The organism is Enterobacter cloacae complex sp. S2, from assembly GCF_015159675.1.
Classification (GTDB): Bacteria; Pseudomonadota; Gammaproteobacteria; order Enterobacterales; family Enterobacteriaceae; genus Enterobacter; species Enterobacter intestinihominis.
On the sequence record NZ_JADDTS010000031.1, the window covers coordinates 33,944 to 57,557 of the forward strand.

22 protein-coding genes are annotated in these 23,614 nt (G+C 56.1%); 8 read left to right on the top strand and 14 right to left on the bottom strand.

From position 1 onward, the window contains the following. Positions 1-42 precede the first annotated feature (42 nt). Both cysG and IPZ49_RS14520 read left to right on the top strand, forming a co-directional pair. Entirely contained in the window at positions 43-1,416 is a 1,374-nt protein-coding gene (gene cysG, locus IPZ49_RS14515) for a siroheme synthase CysG (RefSeq protein ID WP_022649618.1), read from the top strand. A gap of 146 nt (positions 1,417-1,562) precedes the next feature. Beyond that, positions 1,563-1,733 carry a YhfL family protein gene (locus IPZ49_RS14520; RefSeq protein WP_003861638.1) on the top strand — a complete coding sequence of 57 codons (171 nt, stop codon included), beginning with the start codon at positions 1,563-1,565 and terminating at the stop codon, positions 1,731-1,733. Positions 1,734-1,867: 134 nt separating this feature from the next. Here the strand turns inward: IPZ49_RS14520 and trpS are convergent, their stop codons facing one another. The 12 genes from trpS to pilM form a co-directional block, all read right to left on the bottom strand. Next, positions 1,868-2,872: a tryptophan--tRNA ligase gene (gene trpS, locus IPZ49_RS14525; protein WP_063146990.1), complete on the bottom strand. Its 1,005-nt coding sequence runs from the start codon at positions 2,870-2,872 to the stop codon at positions 1,868-1,870. Beyond that, positions 2,865-3,626 (bottom strand): phosphoglycolate phosphatase, encoded by a 762-nt coding sequence (gene gph, locus IPZ49_RS14530; RefSeq protein ID WP_017384158.1) that lies wholly within the window; start codon positions 3,624-3,626, stop codon positions 2,865-2,867. The genes trpS and gph overlap by 8 nt, the downstream gene beginning before the upstream one ends. After that, positions 3,619-4,296 (bottom strand): ribulose-phosphate 3-epimerase, encoded by a 678-nt coding sequence (gene rpe, locus IPZ49_RS14535; protein WP_003861634.1) that lies wholly within the window; start codon positions 4,294-4,296, stop codon positions 3,619-3,621. Before rpe ends, gph begins: the two co-directional genes overlap by 8 nt. A 39-nt stretch (positions 4,297-4,335) precedes the next feature. Beyond that, complete coding sequence (dam, locus tag IPZ49_RS14540) at positions 4,336-5,148, bottom strand: adenine-specific DNA-methyltransferase (RefSeq protein WP_022649620.1); 813 nt, start codon at positions 5,146-5,148, stop codon at positions 4,336-4,338. Between the two features lie 67 nt (positions 5,149-5,215). Further along, on the bottom strand, positions 5,216-6,514 hold the full coding sequence (gene damX, locus IPZ49_RS14545; protein WP_046620338.1) for a cell division protein DamX: 1,299 nt from the start codon (positions 6,512-6,514) through the stop codon (positions 5,216-5,218). A 92-nt stretch (positions 6,515-6,606) separates the two neighbouring features. Beyond that, positions 6,607-7,695 carry a 3-dehydroquinate synthase gene (gene aroB / locus IPZ49_RS14550; protein ID WP_022649622.1) on the bottom strand — a complete coding sequence of 363 codons (1,089 nt, stop codon included), beginning with the start codon at positions 7,693-7,695 and terminating at the stop codon, positions 6,607-6,609. A gap of 57 nt (positions 7,696-7,752) precedes the next feature. Continuing rightward, entirely contained in the window at positions 7,753-8,274 is a 522-nt protein-coding gene (gene aroK / locus IPZ49_RS14555) for a shikimate kinase AroK (protein ID WP_003861630.1), read from the bottom strand. Between the two features lie 286 nt (positions 8,275-8,560). Further along, complete coding sequence (gene hofQ / locus IPZ49_RS14560; protein ID WP_063146991.1) at positions 8,561-9,799, bottom strand: DNA uptake porin HofQ; 1,239 nt, start codon at positions 9,797-9,799, stop codon at positions 8,561-8,563. After that, positions 9,711-10,115: a HofP DNA utilization family protein gene (locus IPZ49_RS14565; RefSeq protein ID WP_032621951.1), complete on the bottom strand. Its 405-nt coding sequence runs from the start codon at positions 10,113-10,115 to the stop codon at positions 9,711-9,713. The genes hofQ and IPZ49_RS14565 overlap by 89 nt, the downstream gene beginning before the upstream one ends. Continuing rightward, a complete protein-coding gene (locus tag IPZ49_RS14570) occupies positions 10,105-10,557 on the bottom strand; it encodes a hypothetical protein (RefSeq protein ID WP_023298776.1) in 453 nt (150 codons plus the stop codon). Before IPZ49_RS14570 ends, IPZ49_RS14565 begins: the two co-directional genes overlap by 11 nt. A 3-nt stretch (positions 10,558-10,560) precedes the next feature. After that, the gene (locus tag IPZ49_RS14575) at positions 10,561-11,055 is read right to left on the bottom strand and encodes a PilN domain-containing protein (RefSeq protein WP_023307110.1); all 495 of its coding nucleotides are present in this window, start codon (positions 11,053-11,055) and stop codon (positions 10,561-10,563) included. Further along, a complete protein-coding gene (pilM, locus tag IPZ49_RS14580; protein ID WP_022649626.1) occupies positions 11,055-11,828 on the bottom strand; it encodes a pilus assembly protein PilM in 774 nt (257 codons plus the stop codon). The genes IPZ49_RS14575 and pilM overlap by 1 nt, the downstream gene beginning before the upstream one ends. Before the next feature lie 120 nt (positions 11,829-11,948). Between pilM and mrcA the strand changes: the two genes are divergently transcribed. Beyond that, positions 11,949-14,501, top strand: coding sequence for a peptidoglycan glycosyltransferase/peptidoglycan DD-transpeptidase MrcA (mrcA, locus tag IPZ49_RS14585; protein WP_045308980.1), 2,553 nt, complete (start codon positions 11,949-11,951; stop codon positions 14,499-14,501). Positions 14,502-14,594: 93 nt separating this feature from the next. Here the strand turns inward: mrcA and nudE are convergent, their stop codons facing one another. After that, positions 14,595-15,155 (bottom strand): ADP compounds hydrolase NudE, encoded by a 561-nt coding sequence (gene nudE / locus IPZ49_RS14590; RefSeq protein WP_003861622.1) that lies wholly within the window; start codon positions 15,153-15,155, stop codon positions 14,595-14,597. A gap of 327 nt (positions 15,156-15,482) precedes the next feature. On the opposite strand from nudE, the gene IPZ49_RS14595 reads away from it, so the two are divergent. The 4 genes from IPZ49_RS14595 to hslO all read left to right on the top strand — a co-directional run bounded on the left by IPZ49_RS14595 (position 15,483) and on the right by hslO (position 19,670). Next, complete coding sequence (locus tag IPZ49_RS14595; RefSeq protein WP_058677380.1) at positions 15,483-17,621, top strand: intracellular growth attenuator family protein; 2,139 nt, start codon at positions 15,483-15,485, stop codon at positions 17,619-17,621. 64 nt (positions 17,622-17,685) lie between these two features. Beyond that, positions 17,686-18,369, top strand: a complete 684-nt coding sequence (gene yrfG / locus IPZ49_RS14600; RefSeq protein WP_003861619.1) for a GMP/IMP nucleotidase — start codon at positions 17,686-17,688, stop codon at positions 18,367-18,369. After that, positions 18,366-18,767, top strand: coding sequence for a ribosome-associated heat shock protein Hsp15 (hslR, locus tag IPZ49_RS14605; protein WP_003861618.1), 402 nt, complete (start codon positions 18,366-18,368; stop codon positions 18,765-18,767). Before yrfG ends, hslR begins: the two co-directional genes overlap by 4 nt. An 18-nt stretch (positions 18,768-18,785) precedes the next feature. Next, positions 18,786-19,670, top strand: coding sequence for an Hsp33 family molecular chaperone HslO (gene hslO, locus IPZ49_RS14610; protein WP_006812239.1), 885 nt, complete (start codon positions 18,786-18,788; stop codon positions 19,668-19,670). Positions 19,671-19,792: 122 nt separating this feature from the next. Here the strand turns inward: hslO and IPZ49_RS14615 are convergent, their stop codons facing one another. Further along, entirely contained in the window at positions 19,793-21,550 is a 1,758-nt protein-coding gene (locus tag IPZ49_RS14615; protein WP_063146992.1) for a DUF4153 domain-containing protein, read from the bottom strand. 376 nt (positions 21,551-21,926) lie between these two features. Between IPZ49_RS14615 and pckA the strand changes: the two genes are divergently transcribed. Next, on the top strand, positions 21,927-23,543 hold the full coding sequence (gene pckA / locus IPZ49_RS14620; RefSeq protein WP_046620356.1) for a phosphoenolpyruvate carboxykinase (ATP): 1,617 nt from the start codon (positions 21,927-21,929) through the stop codon (positions 23,541-23,543). The last annotated feature ends 71 nt before the right edge of the window (positions 23,544-23,614 follow it).

Consider the following 23,614-nt stretch of genomic DNA (forward strand, 5'->3'; position numbering starts at 1 on the left):
ACGTCAATTCTTCCCCCGCCATGAATGCTGTGAGGTAACGTCGTGGATCACCTGCCGATTTTTTGTCAATTACGCAACCGCGACTGCCTGCTCGTGGGCGGCGGCGATGTGGCTGAACGCAAGGCGCGCCTGCTGTTAGAGGCGGGCGCCAGACTGACCGTTAACGCCCTCACCTTCGCCCCACAGTTTGACGTCTGGGCGCAGGAAGGGATGCTCACGCAAGTGCAGGGCGAATTTGATGAATCCCTGCTGGATACCTGCTGGCTGACCATCGCCGCAACGGATAACGATGACGTTAACCAGCGCGTCAGCGACGCCTGCGAAGCGCGCCGCATCTTCTGTAACGTGGTGGATGCGCCGAAAGAGGCGAGCTTTATCATGCCATCCATTATCGACCGCTCGCCGCTGATGATTGCGGTGTCGTCCGGTGGCCGCTCGCCCGTTCTTGCCCGTCTGCTGCGGGAAAAACTGGAAGCCGTGCTGCCTCAACACCTTGGTCAGATTGCGCATTATGCCGGGCAGCTGCGTTCCCGCGTGAAGCAAACCTTCGCAACCGTGGGCGAACGCCGTCGCTTCTGGGAGAAGTTCTTTGTCAACGACAGGCTGGCGCAGTCGCTGGCCAATCAGGACGCCAAAGCGGTTGAAGAGACGACCGAGCAACTCCTCTCTGAACCGCTGGATCATCGCGGTGAAGTGGTACTGGTGGGCGCAGGTCCCGGCGATGCGGGCTTGCTGACGCTGAAGGGTCTCCAGCAGATCCAGCAGGCGGACATCGTGGTATATGACCGTCTGGTCTCTGATGACATCATGAATCTGGTGCGCCGCGATGCTGACCGCGTATTCGTCGGCAAACGGGCAGGTTATCACTGCGTACCGCAGGAGGAGATCAACCAGATCCTGCTGCGGGAAGCGCAAAAAGGTAAGCGTGTGGTGCGTCTGAAAGGGGGCGATCCGTTTATCTTTGGTCGCGGCGGCGAGGAGCTGGAAACTCTCTGCAACGCGGGCATTCCGTTCTCCGTGGTGCCGGGCATTACGGCGGCATCCGGCTGTTCTGCCTATTCCGGCATTCCGTTAACCCATCGCGACTATGCCCAGAGCGTGCGCCTGGTGACAGGCCACCTGAAAACCGGCAGCGAACTGGACTGGCATAATCTGGCCGCTGAAAAGCAGACGTTGGTCTTTTATATGGGGCTAAATCAGGCAGCCACGATTCAGGCGAAACTGCTGGAGCACGGCATGGAAGCAGATATGCCGGTCGCACTGGTAGAAAACGGTACCGCCATTACGCAGCGCGTGGTCGATGGCGTACTGACGCAGCTGGGCGAGCTGGCGCAGCAGGTTGAAAGCCCGGCGCTGATCGTGGTGGGCCGCGTGGTAGCACTGCGTGAAAAACTGAACTGGTTCTCCAGCCACTAACGCACAATCTCTCTCCCGGGAGTAGTCTTGAAGCGGACTACTCCCTTCTTACCTCAGTCGATAACATACCGCCCGCGTAATGGAACTTTTCCATTTATTCCCTCGTGTTACATCCAATTTTTTGATTTTATTGACAAGGAATGCGTATGTTCAAACTGGCAAAAGCTGCCGTTCTGGTCGGCCTGTTAACAACTCTGACGGCCTGCACCGGTCACGTTCAAAATACTAAAAATAATTGCAGCTACGATTACCTGCTTCACCCGGCGATCTCCATTTCGAAGATCATTGGCGGTTGCGGCCCGGCGGCACAGCAGTAAGCGTTTTTCAGGCGTAAAAAAACCGGGGATTTCCCGGTTTTTTTTCGTCAGTTTTGTCGGGTGGCGGCTCCGCCTTACCCGACCTACACGGTCCCGTAGGCCGGGTAAGCGTAAGCGCCACCCGGCAAAGCGGCTTAAGGTTTCGCCACAAACCCAATCGCGTCGTACACCGCTTTCAGGGTTTCGGAGGCGCGCGCGCTGGCTTTTTCCGCGCCCTCTTTCATCACTTTTTGCAGGAAAGCTTCGTCGTTACGGTAACGGTGATAGCGCTCCTGCAACTCGGTCAGCATGCCGGAAACGGCGTCTGCCACTTCGCCTTTCAGGTGGCCGTACATTTTGCCTTCAAAGTGTTTTTCCAGCTCAGGGATGCTCTGTCCGGTCACACCGGAGAGAATGTCCAGCAGGTTGGATACGCCCGCTTTGTTCTGCACGTCGTAGCGCACCACTGGCGGCTCGTCGGAGTCGGTCACCGCACGCTTGAGCTTTTTCACCACCGATTTCGGATCTTCCAGCAGGCCGATAACGTTGTTGCGGTTATCGTCAGACTTGGACATCTTTTTGGTCGGCTCCAGCAGCGACATCACGCGCGCGCCGGATTTCGGAATAAACGGCTCAGGCACTTTGAACACGTCGCCGTAAAGCGCATTGAAGCGCTGGGCGATATCGCGGCTCAGCTCCAGGTGCTGCTTCTGATCTTCGCCCACTGGTACCTGGTTGGTCTGGTACAGCAGAATATCTGCCGCCATCAGCACCGGATAATCAAACAGACCGGCGTTGATGTTTTCAGAGTAGCGCGCAGATTTATCCTTGAACTGGGTCATGCGGCTCAGCTCGCCGAAATAGGTGTAGCAGTTCAGCGCCCAGCCCAGCTGCGCGTGCTCTGGCACGTGAGACTGAACGAAAATGGTGCTCTTCTCGGGATCGATACCGCACGCCAGGTACAGCGACAGCGTATCGAGCGTCGCCTTGCGCAGCTTCTCGGGATCCTGACGCACGGTGATAGCATGCAAATCCACGATGCAGTAAATGCAGTGGTAGTCATCCTGCATGCTCACCCACTGACGTAACGCACCCATGTAGTTACCAATGGTCAGTTCACCTGAAGGCTGTGCGCCACTAAAAACGATGGGCTTAGTCATTATTCAATTCCTGATGTTCACTGTGCGAGAGCCCGAGTGCGGGCAACAAATCTTTGAAGTGGTCGAACACAACGTCCGGCTCACTCAGCGTAATGGCTTCACCGTAGTTGTAGCCGTAGGTCAACCCAACAGACGGGCAACCTGCCGCTCTGGCAGCCAGAATATCATTGCGGGAATCCCCGACAAAGAGCAGCTCCGCAGGCGCTAAGGATAATTTTCCTGCCACCAGCAATAGCGGTTCCGGATGCGGCTTTTTATTCTGCACGTCATCGCCGCCCACAATTACGGAGAAGTATTTCGCGATATCCAGCGCTTCCAGCAGAGGCGCAACGAACGGTGTTGGCTTGTTGGTCACCAGCCCCAGCGGGATGCCTTTCGCATGTAGCGCGCTCAGCGTTTCAGCGACATCCGGGAACAGGAAGCTGCCCTCTTCGACGGTCTCTTCGTAGAAACGGTCGAACAGTTTGCGCAGAATACGCTGCTGCTCATCCTGGGGAATATCCGCGTGGTCAACACTCGGTTTCCCTTGCGCAGAACGCTGAGATGCACGTTCCTGACGAGCCCAGGTCAGCGCGCGCTCCATCAGCACGTCTGCACCGTTACCAATCCACGTCACGACGCGCTCTTCGCCCGCAACGGGGAGTTCAAGGGCATACAGCGCCTGATCGACGGCGCGGGTTAATCCAGGCGCGCTGTCGACCAGCGTGCCGTCGAGGTCAAATGCTACACCCCGAATAGCCTGCAATTTATCCATGACTTACCTTCGCCAGTTCACGGCGCATTTCATCAATGACTTTTTTGTAATCCGGTTGATCGAAGATGGCGGAGCCTGCGACGAACATATCCGCCCCTGCCGCCGCAATCTCACCGATGTTATTGACCTTCACGCCGCCGTCCACTTCCAGACGAATATCATAGCCAGACTCATCAATGCGGCGGCGCACTTCACGCAACTTGTCGAGCGTCTGAGGAATAAACGACTGGCCGCCAAAGCCCGGGTTGACGGACATCAGCAGGATCACGTCCAGCTTGTCCATCACGTAGTCGAGATAGCTCAGCGGGGTCGCCGGGTTAAAGACCAGCCCCGCCTTACAGCCGTTCTCTTTGATCAGCTGTAGCGTGCGGTCAACGTGTTCGGAGGCTTCCGGGTGGAAAGTGATGATGCTGGCACCCGCCGCGGCGAAATCAGGCACGATGCGATCAACCGGTTTCACCATCAGATGCACGTCAATGGGCGCGGTGATCCCGTAGTTACGCAGCGCTTTAAGCACCATCGGACCGATGGTCAGGTTGGGAACGTAGTGGTTATCCATAACGTCGAAATGGACGACATCTGCGCCAGCCGCGAGAGCTTTGGCAGTGTCTTCACCCAGGCGGGCAAAATCGGCCGACAGAATTGAGGGGGCAATCAAAAACTGTTTCATCCGCATCTCCTTGAAATGTGTTTACCGGCGGGCAAAGGCTCAGGGTCGATAAAGCGCCAGAAGTTCGTCCACCTTTTTACGTGTGCCGCCATTGCTACTAATGCTACGCCGCACTTTTACCTGAAAATGCTTCGCGGCTTTGTACCATTCGCGCGTATCAGGCGTGTCGTGATTCGAAATTAACACCGGAATTCTTTTGCTGACCAGCTTTTCCGCCATCTCAGCCAGACGCGCCTGCTCGGCCGGGCTGAAGCTGTTGGTGTGGTAGGCGGTGAAATTTGCCGTGGCAGACAGCGGCGCGTAAGGCGGGTCGCAGTAGACCACCGAGTTTACGCCCGCCAGCTCCATGCACTCTTCATAGGAGAGACAGTAGAACTCGGCATTCTGCGCTTTTTCAGCAAAGTGATACAGCTCGTCCTGCGGGAAATAGGGACGCTTATAGCGGCCAAACGGCACGTTAAACTCGCCACGCAGATTATACCGGCACAGACCGTTGTAGCCATGGCGGTTGAGATAAAGAAACAACAGCGCGCGACGGAACGGGTCCTGGCTCTGATTAAACTCAGCGCGGAACTGATAGTAAATGTCCGGGTTGTTGTTCTCTGGCGTAAACAGCTTCCGCGCCTCTTCCACATACTCATCGGTACGCAGTTTGACGATGTTATAGAGGCTGATAAGGTCGCTGTTGATATCCGCCAGGATATAACGAGAAAAATCGGTATTCAGGAATACCGATCCAGCACCCACGAAGGGCTCGATAAGACACTCGCCTTTCGGCAGGTGCTTTTTAATATCGTCGAGCAGGGGGTATTTCCCCCCTGCCCATTTAAGAAAAGCGCGATTTTTTTTCATGCTGACTAACTGATTACACCTTCTCCGGCTGTGGAGAAAGCTCCGACAGCATCCTGCGCTTTAAACATTACTTCAGATCGGCCTGCACCTGATGAATTGGCTTCGCCCACGGGTTTTTCGCCTGCACATCGGCAGGCAGCGTGGAGACGGCTCGTTTTGCTTCATCTTTTGAGGCATAAACTCCGCTTACCAGAACGTACCAAGGCTGTCCGTTACGGGTCGTCTGATAAACCACATAGTTTTTCAGATTCGATTTCTTCGCCCAGGCGTTGAGGTTGTCGTAGTTAGACGAACTGCTCAGCTGCAACGTGTAGTTGCTGGATGATGCGGATTTCAGAGAACCCACGTTACCCGTCGTTTTACCTGCCGCGGTGCTGGATGCGCTAGCGGTTGGCGTAGCAGCCGGTGCCGCAGTTGCAGCAGGCGCGGTTGTGGTCGCCGTTGCTTTAGGTGCAGCGGTTGCCGCAGGCGTTGGCGCTTTAACCGGTTGGCTCACCGCAGGTTTTGTCTGCGCTGGCGCTTTCGTTTCTGGCGCTTTTGCCACGGTCTGCGGTTTCGTCTCACGCTTCGGCTCAATCACAGCCTGCTTACGCTCCTGACGCGGCGCAGTCGGCGTCTGGCGCGGTTTGGTTTCCGTTGCCGCCGTTTGCTGCTGGGCATTGCTGCCATGAACTGGCGCAACGGTGGCAGGTTCAGTAGGCAGCGTGGAGTTCACCACGGCAGCGTTAACCTGCTCCTGATTCTGCGGCTGCGTCAGCGCGTTATTCAGATCGCCCTGAACTTCAACACGCTGCTGGCCCTCCGGCGTAACAGGCGCCTGGCCCTGAGTTGGGGTCGCAGAGACGGGCGGCAGAGAGATATCCTGACCGGCGCTGGTGTTACCTGCGGTCTGCTCTGCGGAAGTGGTGCCCGGCGCTGGCTGAGCGCCATTCGCCTGGTTGCTCGCATCGTTACCAGACAGGTCGATGCTCTTCTCGGCAGACGCTGTCTGCTCGGTAGAATGGGTAGAAGGTGCTTTTAGCGCGGAACCAATGCCGACAATCAGCAATACCAGAACCAGAACGCCAAGGCCCATCATGATGTACTGACGGGAGGCCGGTTTTGCCGCTACCGCTTTTTTACGTTTGCGCGGACGACGTTCAACAGGCTGTTCATCCATTAACTCTTCTTCGGATTCATACTCCTCGTCTTCACGCTCATTTCGCGCGTTACGGCTACGCGAAGGGCGACGATCGTCTGCATCCAGATCGACATCGTCAAAGTTGATCTGCGGCTCGTTATCACGTTCTGAAGATTGACGAGAACGACCAGTACGACGATCGCTGGGATCGGGTTTCAGCTCGTCTTCTGGTTTGAATTCATCCATTTAACACCCCACTCAAAGGCTTCTGCCAACGACTCTGCATTTACCTGAAGCTAAAACGACCACCTGTTACAGCAGCCTGACCTTTCTAGTTGTTACGCCTGCTGACAATCAGCAATAGCGCCAAGTACGACTTCGTGCGGCACTCCGCCGCGCACTTCACTTTTCCCTATTGCAAGCGGGAGTACCAGACGCATCTCACCTGCCAATACTTTTTTATCGCGCATCATGTGGGGAAGGTACGCTTGCGCAGACATTTCCTGCGGACCACTCACCGGCAAGCCAGCACGTTTAAGCAACGTGATGATACGTGCTGTCTCTTCCGGCCTGAACTGCCCCAGACGTTCAGAGGCACGGGCCGCCATGACCATTCCGGCAGCGACAGCTTCACCGTGAAGCCAGTTACCGTAGCCCATTTCGGCTTCGATCGCATGACCAAACGTATGCCCCAGATTCAGTAAAGCACGTAAGCCGGTTTCACGCTCATCTGCGGCAACGACTTCTGCTTTCAGCTCACAGCACCGGCGAATACAGTAGGCCATTGCCTGCCCATCGAGGCGCAGCAGCGCATCCATATTCTCTTCCAGCCAGGTGAAGAACTCACCGTCAAGAATAATGCCGTATTTGATCACTTCTGCAAGGCCGGACGCCAGTTCGCGCGCTGGCAAGGTTTGCAGACAGTCGAGATCCACCACCACCGATGCAGGCTGGTAGAACGCGCCAATCATGTTTTTGCCGAGCGGATGGTTAACCGCCGTTTTACCGCCCACAGAAGAATCGACCTGTGAGAGCAACGTGGTTGGAATTTGAATAAAGCGCACACCGCGCTGGTAGCTGGCGGCTGCAAAACCGGTCAGATCGCCCACAACGCCGCCGCCCAGGGCAAGCAGTGTTGTATCACGACCGTGCGGTTTTTGCAGAAGTGCGGTAAAGACGGTATCCAGTACCGTCAGGCTTTTGTACTGCTCGCCATCGGGCAGAATCACACTGTCGACCTTCACGCCCGCCTGCTCAAGCAGGTGGCGTACACGGTCGAGATAAAGCGGAGCCAGCGTCTCGTTGGTGACCAGCATCGCCTGATCACCCGCTTTCAGTGGTAAGAAGGAAGCTGGATCGTTAAACAAACCAGCCGCGATGGTGATAGGGTAACTACGTTCCCCGAGAGTAACTGTAATCCTCTCCATGACGCGACATCCACCTTAAATGCTTTTACCCGCAGGCGAGTGTATATAAAGCCAGAATCAGTTGCTTTCCAGCATATGAATAATCTGGTTTGCAACCACTTTAGCGCTTTGATCGTCAGTACGAATGGTCACATCAGCAATCTCTTCGTACAGAGGATTGCGTTCATCGGCCAAAGCTTCCAGAACTTCACGTGGCGGTGTTTCAACCTGCAACAACGGGCGCTTTTTATCACGCTGCGTGCGTGCCAGCTGTTTTTCGATGGTCGTCTCAAGATAGACCACTACGCCACGGGCGGAGAGACGGTTGCGGGTTTCGCGAGATTTTACAGAGCCGCCGCCTGTTGCCAGCACAATGCCCTGTTTTTCCGTGAGTTCGTTGATCACTTTTTCTTCTCGGTCACGGAAACCTTCTTCGCCTTCTACGTCGAAGACCCAGCCCACATCCGCTCCGGTTCGTTTCTCAATCTCTTGATCAGAATCGTAAAATTCCATATTGAGTTGTTGAGCTAACTGACGCCCAATAGTGCTTTTGCCGGCACCCATAGGCCCAACCAGAAAGATATTGCGTTTCTCTGCCATTTTTTCGGTACTACTAAGACTATTCGTTAATGGTAATCCCCGCTGCGCAGACACCCGGCGTAGCAGGACATGAACTGAAACCTCATTTGCAATAGAGCGAGAGTCAGACGAAAAATTATCTCAATACTCCGGCTTGTTTGGCAACTGATTAAATCACCGTTCCCGGCGCATAAGGAAATAAGACGTAAGTCCAACTCAAATCGGTACTCCTTGTATGCTAATTCATGCCCCACGTCAAACATCTGCAACAAACTGAATGCAAAATCATTGCGGGGATCGTTACCCATTAATGAATACTGACCAGACGTGGCGTGATAAACACCACTAACTCGCGCCGTTCGTTATCTTTTCCGTCATGGCGGAACAGCTGACCCAGCCACGGAATGTTGCCCAGCACGGGCACGCTGTCGCGTCCGGTTTTATTCTTTTGCGAAAAGATCCCGCCCAGCGCGAGCGTTTCCCCACTTTTTACCTCTACCTGCGTTTCGATCTCCTGCTTATCAATCGCCAGCGTTTCGCCGTCCGCCTGTTGCAGCACCTGGCCAGGCATATTTTCACTGATATGCAGCTTCAGTCGAACGCGGCCGCCCGGGAGCACCACCGGCGTGACCTCCATGCCTAATACCGCCTCTTTAAACTCAACGGAGGTCGCCCCGCTTTCGCCGCTGGAAACCTGATACGGGATTTCGCTGCCCTGCTTGATGCTGGCCGGCTGCATGTGTGACGCCAGTAGCCGCGGGCTGGCGATGATATCCACCTGCTGCTTTTGCTCAAGCGCCGACAACTCAAGATCCAGCATCCTGCCGTTGATGCGCCCGATATTAAACCCAACGTGGGTGGTTGCACTGGCCACCGACAGGTCAGCGCCCAACGTCGTGACCTGACCTACCTTACCGGCCTCCGTTGCGTCAGCGAGGTTCCATTTCACCCCCAGTTCACGCAGGCTTTTTTCACTAATGGTCACAATCTGCGCCGCCAGTTCTACCTGCTCGACGGGCAGATCCATCTGCGCTGCCCAGCGCTGGAGCATATCCACCACCGACTTGTTATCCCTGACCAGGAGACGGTTGGTGCGCTTGTCGACGGAGAGACTGCCTTTCGGGCTTAAGAGCTTTTCCGCCGCTTTTTGCATTTCGGCCGCATCCGCATAAGCAAACGGAATGCTGTAAGAGAGCAGCGGAGCGTCGAGCAGACGCTGGGCCCGCTCCTGCGCTTTACGCGTCTGTTGCTCCCGCTGCCAGGCCGCCGTATGCACATAAAAAATGCCGCCCTCTTCCCGCAATACCAGCCCGGCACTGTTCACTACCGTCTGAAGCGCCTGCCTCCAGGGCACCCGCGTTAGATTCAGCGAAAGCGAACCGCTGACATCCGGCGACACCACCAGATTGCGATCCTCCTGCGCTACCATTGCCTGTAATACCTGCACCACCGGGACATCATCCACCAGCAGGGTGACCGGTTTTGGCGTCGCGGCCCACAGGGGCTGGCTGAGTGCCGCCAGTAACAGCCCTATCCATATCTTCACTTTTTTTCGTTCCTTCTCGCTGCCATGTCCATCGCTTCGGCTCGCACATCTCGCCGACATCAACGGTCAGTTGTTGTGTATCTATCGCACTCACCCGCCAGCCTGGCGGTAACCGCATCTGCGTTTTTACCCGGTGCCAGCGGTTCTGCCCGTCCTGCATAAGGCCGATATCCCTGCTGCCGCTGACGACTCCCTGATACCGCCACTGGCTGAGTTGCCCTGCTGCGCAACGCTCTTCCGGCACGGAGAAGGGATCCCGCATCCCGGTCAGGAAAAGCGGAGAAAGCAGGATCAGCAAACGGGTTTTACTGCGCATGACCGATCTCCAGTTGCAGGCTAAGGCGTAGCTGTTTTCCCTGTGGGGTGATGGAAAACGCGCTCACCCGCACGTTCTCAAGCGCCAGCCGGGAAAAGAGCGCCGGAACTGCGCCCCACAAGGCATCCAGCGCCAGCTCTCCCCCACTCTGCTGCGGTTTCCAGTACACCAGCCTTGCGTCCTCACGCTGAAATGCCAGCGGAGAAAAGGGCTGCACCGGCTTCACTTGCGTAACCACAGGTCGCCGCCCGGCCTTTGGCCACAGCGAGGCGTTGATTCGCTTCGCACTGCTGGCCTGCGCCTGAATATCGGCGTAGCACAGAGCAGCGGGTCTGAGCAGCGCTCCCCAAATCGCAAACGCAACGATCCCCGACGCGATCAACCAGCAAAGGACGCGCCGGGAAGGACGTGCATCTGTCCAGCGTTGATACCAGATGCCCACTGTCTACCTCCGGCTATGCAGTTGAAAAGAGAACATCCATCGCCCCTGGCTATCCTGTTGCAATTCGCCTGCCGGTCCGGGGTTAAACCCCGTCACCCTTTTCAGCGCATCGGTCATGGCGGAGAGCGTCGGGAGTGAGGTGGTATAGCCCGTCAGGATCAGCGAGGGTGGCTGATAACGCAGCGCCGTCAGCCACGCCTGCCGGGGCATTGCACTGGCAAGGGATTCAAGCGCGGGTTGCCATGCCACCGTCTCAGGCGGCTGCGAAAGGGGTTCCAGCCCCGCAGACTGCGGCTGACGGGCTTTCAATACCTTCTGCACCGCACGCGTTCCCGCCAGATCGCTCTGCAACGCCTGTGACGCGAGAGTCTGCGTCGCCCGAAGGCTGACGCCTCCCGCCAGCATCACCAACAATGAGGCGGTAAACAGCAGCCCCCAAAAACGCAGGCGCTGATTACGTTGCTGCCGACGCCAGGGTAAAAGATTGGGCATGCTCATTACGGCGCCTCGCTCATGGCCAGCGCCAGGGCGACGGTGTAATCAGCACCACATTCTGGCAACGGCGGCTGACACAGCGTCACCGCTTCCCAGGGATCCCGTGCAGCATCAAACACGGCGATATCAGAAGGAGAAAGTGCAAGCAACGCCGCCAGCTCATTCACCGTCGCCGCTTCTGTGGTGTAGCGCCGCCCCCACTGGTGACGCATCGCCCACAGCCACTGGTGTTTATCCCTCCAGGCTACGCACCGGACGGGGGCAACAGCAGAGAGAAGATTAGCCAGCGCGCCGGCATCCGGGACGATTGCGGCCAGGCGCAAACGCAGCGCTTTCGCCAGCGACAACAGGGTATCGACCTCTCTGTTTTGCGCGGCGGTAACCTGAAAAGTGTTGCTGAACGTATCCTGCGCGTAGTCAAAGCAGAGCGTATCGGGAGGCATCTCCAGCTCACGCGCTAATGCGGCGCCTACCCAGGTGAGCTGTTCGCTGTCACGCAAGGTAACGGATGGACGGGGCAACGCGCGTTGCAGAACGCGCGTTGCCGGAAATGAGAGAAATACCCGATGCGAGTGCGGCAATGTTTTCCGCCAGCCACGTAATGCGTTAACCAGTTGTTCTGGCTTAAGTATTTTGCCTTCACCGATAACCCCGTCCGACAGCGGCACCGCCCACCAGCGCCGTAAACGCCAGCCGGCCCGCTCTCTGGTCAGCGCCACGGCAATCACCTTATCCTGTTGAATATGAACGCCTGTTTGCCACGTTTTAAAAGCCATACTTCACGATCTCCTTATCGCCCGTCGGAGTGACGGCTATATCAATGAATCAGGCTTGCCTTTATACTACCGCGCGATTGTTTAGAAACTGCCCAGGCTAAACCAAATGGGAAATCTCCGGTGAAGTTCGTAAAGTATTTATTGATCCTTGCAGTCTGTTGCATTCTGCTGGGAGCAGGCTCGATTATTGGTTTGTACAAATATGTCGAGCCGCAACTCCCTGATGTCGCCACACTTCGTGATGTGCGGCTTCAGATCCCTATGCAGGTCTATAGCGCCGATGGTGAACTGATGGCGCAATACGGCGAGAAACGTCGTATCCCACTGACCTTAAATCAAATTCCACCCGTGATGGTGAAGGCTTTTATCGCCACCGAGGACAGCCGTTTTTACGAGCACCACGGTGTCGATCCGGTCGGTATTTTCCGTGCGGCAAGCGTGGCGCTGTTCTCCGGTCATGCCTCTCAGGGGGCAAGTACCATTACCCAGCAGCTGGCGCGTAACTTCTTCCTCAGCCCGGAAAAGACGCTGATACGTAAGATCAAAGAAGTGTTCCTCGCGATCCGCATTGAGCAACTGCTGAGCAAAGACGAGATCCTTGAGCTTTACCTCAACAAGATCTATCTGGGCTACCGCGCCTATGGTGTAGGGGCTGCGGCTCAGGTCTATTTCGGTAAGTCGATCGATCAGCTCACGCTGAGCGAAATGGCGACCATTGCCGGCCTGCCAAAAGCGCCATCAACGTTTAACCCGCTCTACTCGCTGGACCGCGCCACCGCGCGCCGTAACGTTGTGCTATCGCGTATGTTGAGCGAAGGCTACATCAGCCAGGATGAGTACGATCGGGCACGCAGCGATGTGATTGATGCCAATTACCATGCACCGGAAATTGCTTTCTCATCGCCGTATCTGACGGAAATGGTTCGCCAGGAGATGGTGCGCCGCTACGGCGACAAAGCATATGAAGACGGCTATCGCGTTTACACCACCGTGACCCGCAAGGTGCAGCAGGCTGCCCAGCAGGCGGTGCGTAATAACGTGATGGATTACGATATGCGTCACGGCTATCGCGGCCCGTCCAACGTGCTGTGGAGAGTGGGCGAAGGCGCATGGGACAGCAAAAAAATTACTGATTCCCTGAAAGCGCTGCCGACCTATGGCCCGCTGCGTCCGGCGGTGGTCACCCAGGCCGATCCGCAGGAAGCGGTGGCGATGATGGCCGATGGTACATCCGTTTCGCTGCGTATGGAGGGTATCCGCTGGGCGCGTCCGTACCGTTCTGACACCCTTCAGGGGCCTACTCCACGTAAAGTGACGGATGTGGTACAAACCGGACAACAAATCTGGGTGCGTCAGGTAGGCGATGCCTGGTGGCTGGCACAGGTGCCGGACGTCAACTCTGCCCTGGTCTCCATCAATCCGCAGAACGGTGCCGTGATGGCGCTGGTTGGCGGGTTCGATTTCAACCAGAGCAAATTTAACCGCGCAACCCAGGCGCTGCGTCAGGTCGGTTCGAACATCAAACCGTTCCTGTATACCGCGGCGATGGACAAGGGGCTAACGCTCGCCAGCATTCTCAACGACGTGCCAATTTCCCGATGGGATGCCGGTGCGGGCTCTGACTGGCAGCCGAAGAACTCTCCGGCGCAATACGCTGGCCCTATCCGTCTGCGTCAGGGCCTTGGCCAGTCGAAGAACGTGGTCATGGTTCGCGCGATGCGTGCGATGGGCGTTGATTATGCGGCAGAGTATCTGCAACGCTTCGGCTTCCCGGCGCAAAACATCGTTCATACCGAATCTTTGGCGCTCGGCTCCGCGTCCTTCACGCCGCTCCAGGTCGCGCGTGGCTACTCGGTAATGGCAAACGGCGGCTTCCTGGTCGATCCGTATTTCATCAGCAAAATCGAGAACGATCAGGGCGGCGTACTGTTTGAAGCGAAGCCGAAAATTGCCTGCCCTGAATGCGATATTCCGGTGATTTACGGCGACACGCCAAAATCCAATGTCCTTGAAAACAAGGATATGGAAGATGTTGCCATCTCTCAGGAACGTCAGAATCTGGCGGTGCCGCAGCCTCAGCTGGAACAGGCCAATCAGGCGCTGGTCGCCCAGAGTGGTGCGCAGGAGTATGCTCCGCACGTGATCAGCACGCCGCTGTCGTTCCTGATTAAGAGCGCGCTGAACACCAACATCTTTGGCGAACCGGGCTGGCAAGGCACCGGCTGGCGAGCGGGCCGCGATTTGCAGCGCCGCGACATCGGCGGCAAAACAGGCACAACCAACAGCTCAAAAGATGCCTGGTTCTCAGGTTATGGCCCGGGCGTTGTCACCTCGGTCTGGATTGGTTTTGACGATCACCGCCGCACTCTGGGACGCACAACCGCTTCTGGCGCAATTAAAGATCAGATTTCCGGTTACGAGGGTGGGGCTAAGAGTGCGCAACCGGCCTGGGATGCTTACATGAAGGCCGCTCTCGAGGGCGTGCCGGAGCAGCCGCTAACGCCTCCGCCGGGCATTGTCACGATCAATATTGACCGCAGCACCGGACAGCTCGCGAATGGCGGCAACAGCCGTGCCGAGTATTTCATCGAGGGTACGCAGCCAACCACGCAGGCGGTGCATGAGGTGGGTACCGAAATCATTGATAACGGCGAAACGCACGAACTGTTCTGACGCCAACAAAAAAGCCGGGCGGTGACGACGCCTGACCCGGCCTACAGCGTAATGCAAAACGGCAACCTTCGGTTGCCGTTTTTAATGGTGGCGCTACAAACGCCCCTGCCCCTTCAGCCACTCCCGCACCAGGAACAGTGCGCTCACGTTGCGTGCCTCGTTAAAGTCAGGATCTTCCAGCAAATCCATCAGATGAGCCAGCGGCCAGCGAACCTGCGGCAGCGGTTCCGGCTCGTCTCCTTCCAGCGATTCAGGATAGAGATCTTCCGCGACAACAATGTTCATTTTGCTGGAGAAATAGGACGGCGCCATGCTCAGCTTTTTCAGGAACGTCAGCTCTTTCGCGCCAAAGCCGACCTCTTCTTTCAGCTCCCGGTTTGCCGCTTCAAACACCGTTTCGCCCGGATCGATCAGTCCTTTGGAGAAGCCCAGCTCGTAGGATTCTGTGCCCACGGCGTATTCACGAATGAGGATCAGGTGCTCGTCGACGATAGGCACTATCATCACCGCTTCACGCGAGGAGGGGCGCATACGCTCATAAACACGACGCACACCGTTGCTGAACTCCAGATCCACGCTTTCAACATTAAACAGACGCGATTTTGCGACGGTTTCAACATTCAGAATGGTGGGCTTTTGTAAGGGTTTGGTCATCTTGACGGGTCTTTGCTGGGTGAACTGGCTTTATTGTGCGATACGCCGCACGGTTTCGGCAATGTCAATTGCTCTTTATTTACATTTATGCAACGTAACTGTAGGCAATTCTCATTTCAAAACAAATGTCAAGAGGTTGAAAAGTTTCCAGGAATTTGCTGATATCGCGCCGGAACAGGCTTTGTTATCATTACCGGTCACTGGGATGCGCGTCAACATGCTCAAGTTAGACTCCATACTTGCCGATAGCCGACCACAGAATCTCATTCATTGTACAAAAGGTGCGACTGACAACACCTGTAAGAAGATAAGTAAGATGGGGAAAGCATGAGCACCATTTTGATTTTTCTCGCTGCTGTGCTGGCCTGCGCGTCGATTGCGGTGTGGGTATTCAGGCGCCGCGTACATCGCCGTTATCGGCTGCCCTTTTTGAACGCGTTTGCCGGGGCAAACACGCGCAAGCTTTCGCCAGAGGAACGCAGCACCGTTGAGCAGTATCTCGACACGCTGAACCGATCCCGGCTTTCGCCTGGCCCTACCGGCGCCAGCGCCGCCCCCGTATCGCTCAACCTGAACGCCCAAAGCGACACCGTTCTGTGCGTAACGCGCTCCATTACCCGCTACGGCATCACAACCGACGATCCCAACAAATGGCGTTACTATCTCGACTCTGTTGAAGTGCACCTGCCTCCCTTCTGGGAGCAGTATATCAACGACGAAAACAGCGTCGAGCTCATCCATACCGATACGCTGCCGCTGGTTATCTCCCTTAATGGTCATACTCTGAGCGAATATGTTCAGGAAGCGCCACGCTTTGCGCTGGAACGCGCGAGCGGAACGCAGGCCTCTATTCGTGGTGAAGAGACAGAGCAGATTGAACTGCTCAACATCCGCCAGGAAACGCATGAAGAGTACGTCCTGAGCCGCCCGGATGGCATTCGCGAAGCGGTGCTGATTGTCGTCTCGTTCCTGCTCTTTTTTATCTGCCTGCTGACGCCGGACGTGTTTGTTCCGTGGCTCGCGGGCGGCGCAGTACTGCTTCTGGCCGCCGGGCTGTGGGGCATATTTGCCCCGCCGGCAAAAACGTCATTACGCGAAATTCACTGCCTGCGCGGAACCCCAAAACGCTGGGGACTGTTCGGCGAAAACGATCAGGAACATATCAACAATATCTCGCTCGGGATCATCGATCTTATCTATCCGCGCCACTGGCAGCCGTGGATTGCGCAGGACCTGGGCCACAAAACGGATATTGATATCTATCTCGACCGCCACGTTGTACGCCAGGGACGTTACTTATCCCTGCACGACGAAGTGAAAAACTTCCCGCTTCAGCACTGGCTTCGCAGCGCGGTGATTGCCGGTGGCGCCGCGTTAATCTTCCTCATGCTGCTGCTTTTCGTGCCGCTGGATATGCCGATTAAATTTACCCTGTCATGGATCAAAGGGGCGCAAACCGTGGAAGCCACCAGCGTACAGCAGCTCGAAGAAGCGGGTGTACGCGTGGGGGATACGTTGCGGCTGAAAGGCACCGGGATGTGTAATATCCACTCACCGGGCGCCTGGAACACGCGCCAGAACTCGCCGTTCGCGCCGTTCGACTGCTCTCAGATCATCTGGAATGACGCCTCTCCGCTGCCGCTTCCGGAATCGGATGTGGTCAATAAGGCCACCGCGCTCACCCAGACGATTAATCGCCAGCTCCATCCAAAACCGGATGATGATTCTCGCGTCAGCCCTGCCCTGCGTTCGGCCATTCAGAAGTCCGGCATGGTGCTGCTGGATGACTTTGGCGAAATCGTCCTGAAAACAGAAGATCTCTGCTCAGCTCAGGATGACTGTATCCGGCTGAAGAACGCGCTGGTCAACCTCGGCAACAGCAAAGACTGGGACGCGCTGGTGAAACGCGCCGAAGCGGGACGCCTCGATGGTGTGAATGTGCTTCTGCGTCCGGTCAGCGCCGAGTCGCTGGATAACCTGGTGGCGACCTCTACCGCCCCCTTCGTGATGCGTGAAACCACCCGTGCCGCCCAGGCGCTTAACAGCCCGGCGCCTGGCGGTTTTGTGATTGCCAGCGATGAAGGCAGCGACCTGGTGGATCAACCCTATCCGCAGGTTTCGCTGTATGACTATCCAGCCCAGGAGCAGTGGAGCGAATTCCAGCGTCTGGCGCAGATGCTGATGCAGACGCCATTCAGCGCGGAAGGGATCGTCACCACCCTCTTTACCGACGCCAACGGCACGCGTCATATTGGCCTGCACCGTATGCCGGATAGCGCTGGCCTGTGGCGCTATGTAGGGACATCCCTGCTGCTGATTGCGATGCTGGCGTGTATTGTCTGGAACGGTTATCAGGCCGTACGCCGCTATCAGCGCTCCCGCACGCGACTGGCAGAAATCCAGGCCTACTACGAAAATTGCCTTAACCCGAAACTGATCTCCTCTTCTGAGAGCCTGATCGGATAACGTCTCTGCGCGACAAGTTGTGCTACCCTGTCGCGCACGTTTCTTCTGGCTGGAGTTCCCCCTTATGCATCTTAATATCGACTGGCAGGCGGTCGATACCGTCCTGCTTGATATGGACGGCACGCTGCTTGATCTCGCCTTTGATAACTATTTCTGGCAAAAGCTGGTTCCGGAAACTTACGGTGAACAGCAGGGGATCTCCCCGGCGGAAGCGCAGGAATTCATTCGTTCGCAATATAGCGCGGTGCAGCATACGCTAAACTGGTACTGTCTTGACTACTGGAGCGAGCGACTCGGTCTGGATATTTGCGCCATGACCACCGCCCAGGGCGCACGCGCCGTACTGCGCGAAGATACGGTCCCGTTCCTGGACGCGCTGAAAGCCTGCGGTAAGCGCCGTATTTTGCTGACAAATGCGCATCCCCATAACCTGGCCGTGAAGCTGGAACATACCGGTCTTGCTTCGCACCTTGATTTATTGCTTTCCACCCACACATTTGGTTATCCGAAAGAGGATCAGCGGTTGTGGCATGCCGTGGTGGAAGAGACCGGTTTACAGCCGGAACGCACGCTGTTCATTGACGACAGCGAGCCGATTCTGGATTCTGCGGCCGCTTTTGGCATTCGCTATTGCCTGGGCGTGACCAATCCTGATTCCGGCCTGGCTGAAAAAAGCTATCTGCGACATCCGGGGCTGAACGACTATCGCCGGATGATCCCCTCACTCACCGTGAAGGAGACGCCATGAAAGAAAAACCCTCTGATGGGGTAAGACTGGATAAATGGCTGTGGGCCGCCCGTTTTTACAAAACGCGCGCCCTTGCCCGTGAAATGGTTGACGGCGGAAAGGTGCATTACAACGGTCAGCGCAGCAAACCGAGCAAGCTGGTTGAACTGAATGCCACGTTAACGCTTCGCCAGGGCAACGATGAGAAAACGGTGGTGGTGAAAGCCATTACCGAACAGCGGCGGCCCGCAACCGAAGCCGTTTTGCTGTATGAAGAGACGGCCGAAAGCATAGAGAAGCGCGAGAAAACCGCGCTGGCGCGCAAAATGAACGCGCTGACGATGCCTCACCCGGACCGGCGTCCGGATAAAAAAGAGCGCCGCGATCTGATGAAATTTAAACACGGTGAGAGCGAGTAACCCTCACCTGCATGAGAGATGAAAATGGCCCAACACGACCAATTACACCGCTATCTGTTTGAACAATTCGCCGTGCGCGGCGAGCTGGTCACCGTATCCGAAACCTGGAAACAGATTCTGGAAAACCACAACTACCCGCTGCCGGTAAAAACCCTGTTGGGCGAACTGCTGGTTGCCACCAGCCTGCTGACCGCCACGCTGAAGTTCGCTGGCGATATTACCGTCCAGTTGCAGGGCGATGGCCCAATGTCGCTGGCGGTGATCAACGGCAATAACCAGCAGCAGATGCGCGGCGTGGCGCGCGTTCAGGGCGATATCCCTGAAAATGCGGATCTGAAAACGCTGGTCGGAAATGGCTACCTGGTTATCACGATCTCGCCTGAAGAAGGTGAGCGCTATCAGGGCGTTGTCGGTCTGGAAGGCGATACGCTTGCCGCCTGCCTGGAAGATTACTTCATGCGTTCCGAACAGCTGCCAACCCGTCTGTTCATCCGCACCGGTGAAGTGGATGGTCAGCCTGCTGCCGGCGGTATGCTGCTTCAGGTTCTGCCTGCGCAGGATGCGCAGACCAATGATTTCGAACATCTGGCAACGCTGACGGAAACCATCAAAGCGGAAGAGCTGTTCACCCTGTCGGCGACCGACGTGCTGTGGCGTCTCTACCACGAAGAAGAAGTGACGGTTTACGATCCGCAGGCGGTGGAATTTAAGTGCACCTGCTCCCGCGAGCGTTGTGCTGGCGCCCTGAAAACGCTGCCGGATGAAGAGATCGACAGCATCATGGCGGAAGACGGTGAAATCGATATGCACTGTGACTACTGTGGTACGCACTACGTGTTCAATTCGATGGATATCGCGGAGATCCGCAATAACGCCTCTCCGGCGGATCCGCAGGTTCACTAAGCTCTGAGCCTGTTGCCCGGCGGCGCTATGCTCGCACGGGCCTACAATGAATTGTGCAATTTTTTGATATGATTGCTAATTGTAGGCCGGGTAAGCGTAGCGCCACCCGGCAAGAAAGAGCACTAACGCCGCCGCGCATTATTGTAACTGTCGTAGCTCATATCGACACGCTCCCCAAAAATCTCAATATCCGCCCAGGGCTTCACGACAGATTTCACTTTCCTCTGCCTTAATGCGCGGTCAAGTTCTTCTCTGGTCAATGCCTCCGGCATTTTCCACGCGTCCCCGGCGATCCTCCAGCCCGTGTTGGTTTGTGTGTAAGCCACGATCGTGCGATCGGTAAATTGAAATAGCACGGCTTCAGGCTTGCCGTCGCCGTTAAGATCCAGCGGCATGAGTAAACAGTTACTCTGGGCGCTATCGCAGCTCTCAAAGCGATACTGATTGCTGAGCATGGCTTGCCACAATGCCTTATCAGGATGAGCCATTCCCGGTGCGAGCTGGACCTGTTTTTCCAGCATCGCGGCGGTCATCTTACCTGCTCCGCCAGCGTTCCTGGAGAGAAGACCATTTATTTCACGCTGCCGTTTTAGGTTAGAGATAAACTGCGGATCGTTTTGCAGCGTGAGCATTGCCTCCCGCCCCTTTCGTCCAGCGTTACTGAGCATATACAGGCTGACTTGATCCGCCGTTATTCTGCCGTCCTGATAGCGGGCCATATGGCTTGCAACGCTTATTCGCCACGGATCCAGCACGGGGGTATGGATCAACGCCAGGAAGATGAGGGAAAGCAGCCCGGTCGCCGGTATGACGTACGCATGGATCTTCTGCGGTTCACGGCGCAGAATCAGAACGCTGGCGCAAAAACCGACCGCCCAGACCAGCGCCACGATGGTTATCAATACCCCGTACAGACGCTCGGGTGACCAGCCGTATTGCGAAATGCGTAGCCACAGCGCCCACCCCGCCAGAACCGGATACGCGGGTACGATAGCCACAGCAAGGCGAATCATCCCTCGCAACGGGGCATAGTAAGGCAGCGTTTGACGCTGTGGATGCCACACTATCGTCACCAGGAATAACAGCAGCAGCGCTAAGGTGGTCAGCAAGCCCGCGGCGGATATTCTGGCTGAAATGGATTCAAAGCCGACAAAAGGCAACGCGCCAATAAAGAGCAGCGCCAGCGCCGCCATCAGGGGAAGCAGACCGGTGGCGATGAGGGTCAGCAGATTTTGCAGGGCAAGGATTAACCTTACCTGCATGCGCGTGAGCACGGCCGCACTGGCTGAAACCACGCCAATCGCCACTGAAATAAACCCGTCAGAATGAAAGAAAAGCCGATCAAAAAAGCCGATGCCGATAAGTTCGAAAAGCTCGGCCCAGAGGAAAAGCACCAGCCAGAAGAGACCATTCGAAACAAAAATAATGAGAAGTGTCAGCGCGTTATGCCAGTTTCGTTGATAAAAGTCGCTGTAGAACGAGGTAGTCGGGACGGGATCCAGACGCCGCTGAAGCCATGGCAGCACGAACAGCGTCATCAGCAGCAGATGAAAGCCGAAAACGAGCATCTCATCTCTGAGATTCCAGCTTTCGAGTCCTGCAACGCTCCACTTAAACCAGCCGCCCATACCCGCGACTGCCGCGCCGATCATCCCGAGTGACAGCCACAAAAATGGCTTTCTGAATGACGTCATGGCAAGAGACAACGTGGTTGTCATTACCACGGTGGCAGGTACTACACACATCAGCCACAGCGTATCCGATGGCAATTTTGCGTACTCGATATACCACGTGATTACATAGCAAATTACGCCCTGTAGAGCCCCCGCCAGCACGACGGCTACGCGCGTTGAAGGAGATAACGTCTCACGGTTTTCCATTTCTCATCCCTTGTTCATGAAAAATCTATTGTCTCATCAAGGCAAAACTCTGGCCCCCACCTCAAACTCTGAAAATAGCTGACCCAAGAGACCTGAATCGTTTTCCCAATGTAACTCTTACGTAATTTTCTTTCATGTATGCGATTACATTCACATTCTTCTGGATAAATTCACCAGAGATTAACCTTTTAAGAACATTTTCCCCAACCAAAAAGCGATTCCTGCGATAATCTGCCCGCCCTGTGACTGGAGTCGCAGCGTTTTCCGTTAGTAAGGGTTTTGACCAGATACGTAAATCTATGAGCCCCGTCGCGGTTAACATCCCCAGAAAAACCCTACAATTTCAGGCAGTACATATTGGCTAAGGAGCAGTGATATGCGTGTTAATGGTTTAACCCCGCAAGATCTCAAGGCTTATGGTATTCACGACGTCCAGGAAGTGGTCTACAACCCCGATTACGATACGCTGTATCAGGAAGAGCTCAATCCGGCACTGGAAGGATACGAGCGAGGTGTGTTGACGAATCTTGGTGCTATCGCCGTCGATACCGGTATTTTTACCGGCCGTTCGCCGAAAGATAAATACATCGTCCGAGATGATACCACCCGCGATACGCTGTGGTGGGCCGATAAAGGCAAAGGGAAGAACGATAACAAACCGCTCTCTCCTGAAACCTGGCAGCATCTGAAAGGGCTCGTCACCCATCAGCTTTCCGGCAAGCGTCTGTTCATCGTCGATGCTTTCTGCGGCGCTAACGCCGACACCCGTCTCTCCGTTCGGTTTATCACTGAAGTGGCCTGGCAGGCGCATTTCGTGAAGAACATGTTCATTCGTCCGACCGATGAAGAACTGCAAAACTTCACCCCTGACTTTATCGTGATGAACGGCGCGAAATGCACCAACCCGCAGTGGAAAGAGCAGGGTCTGAACTCCGAAAACTTCATCGCCTTCAACCTGACCGAGCGTATCCAGCTGATCGGCGGTACCTGGTACGGCGGCGAAATGAAGAAAGGGATGTTCTCGGTCATGAACTACCTGCTGCCGCTGCGCGGTATCGCCTCCATGCACTGCTCGGCGAACGTCGGTGAAAAAGGTGACGTGGCGGTGTTCTTCGGCCTTTCCGGCACCGGTAAAACAACGCTGTCCACCGATCCAAAACGTCGTCTGATTGGCGACGACGAGCACGGCTGGGACGACGACGGTGTGTTTAACTTTGAAGGCGGCTGCTACGCGAAAACCATTCGCCTGTCTGAAGAGGCAGAGCCGGATATCTACCACGCGATTCGCCGCGATGCGCTGCTGGAAAACGTCACCGTGCGTGCCGATGGCTCTGTCGACTTCGACGATGCGTCCAAAACCGAAAACACCCGCGTCTCTTACCCGATTTACCACATCGACAACATCGTGAAGCCGGTGTCGAAGGCGGGCCACGCCACGAAGGTGATTTTCCTGACCGCAGACGCGTTCGGCGTGTTGCCGCCAGTTTCCCGCCTGACCGCCAGCCAGACGCAGTACCACTTCCTCTCTGGCTTTACCGCTAAGCTGGCGGGTACCGAGCGCGGCGTGACCGAGCCAACCCCAACCTTCTCCGCCTGCTTCGGCGCGGCGTTCCTGTCGCTGCACCCGACGCAGTACGCGGAAGTGCTGGTGAAACGCATGCAGGCATCCGGCGCACAGGCGTACCTGGTGAACACCGGCTGGAACGGGACGGGCAAACGTATCTCCATCAAAGATACCCGCGCCATCATCGACGCGATTCTGGATGGTTCATTGGATAACGCCGAGACCTTTACGCTGCCGATGTTCAATCTGGCGATCCCAACCGAGCTGCCGGGCGTGGATACGCGTATCCTTGACCCGCGCAACACCTACGGTTCACCGGAACAGTGGCGTGAGAAGGCAGAATCGCTGGCGAAACTGTTTATCGAAAACTTTGAGAAGTATACCGACACCCCGGCGGGTGCTGCGCTGGTGAGTGCGGGACCAAGGTAAAAGCAAAAAGGCAACGAAAGTTGCCTTTTTTAATGTTTTCTCCCTCTCCCCGTGGGCTGAGGGTTCCCCAC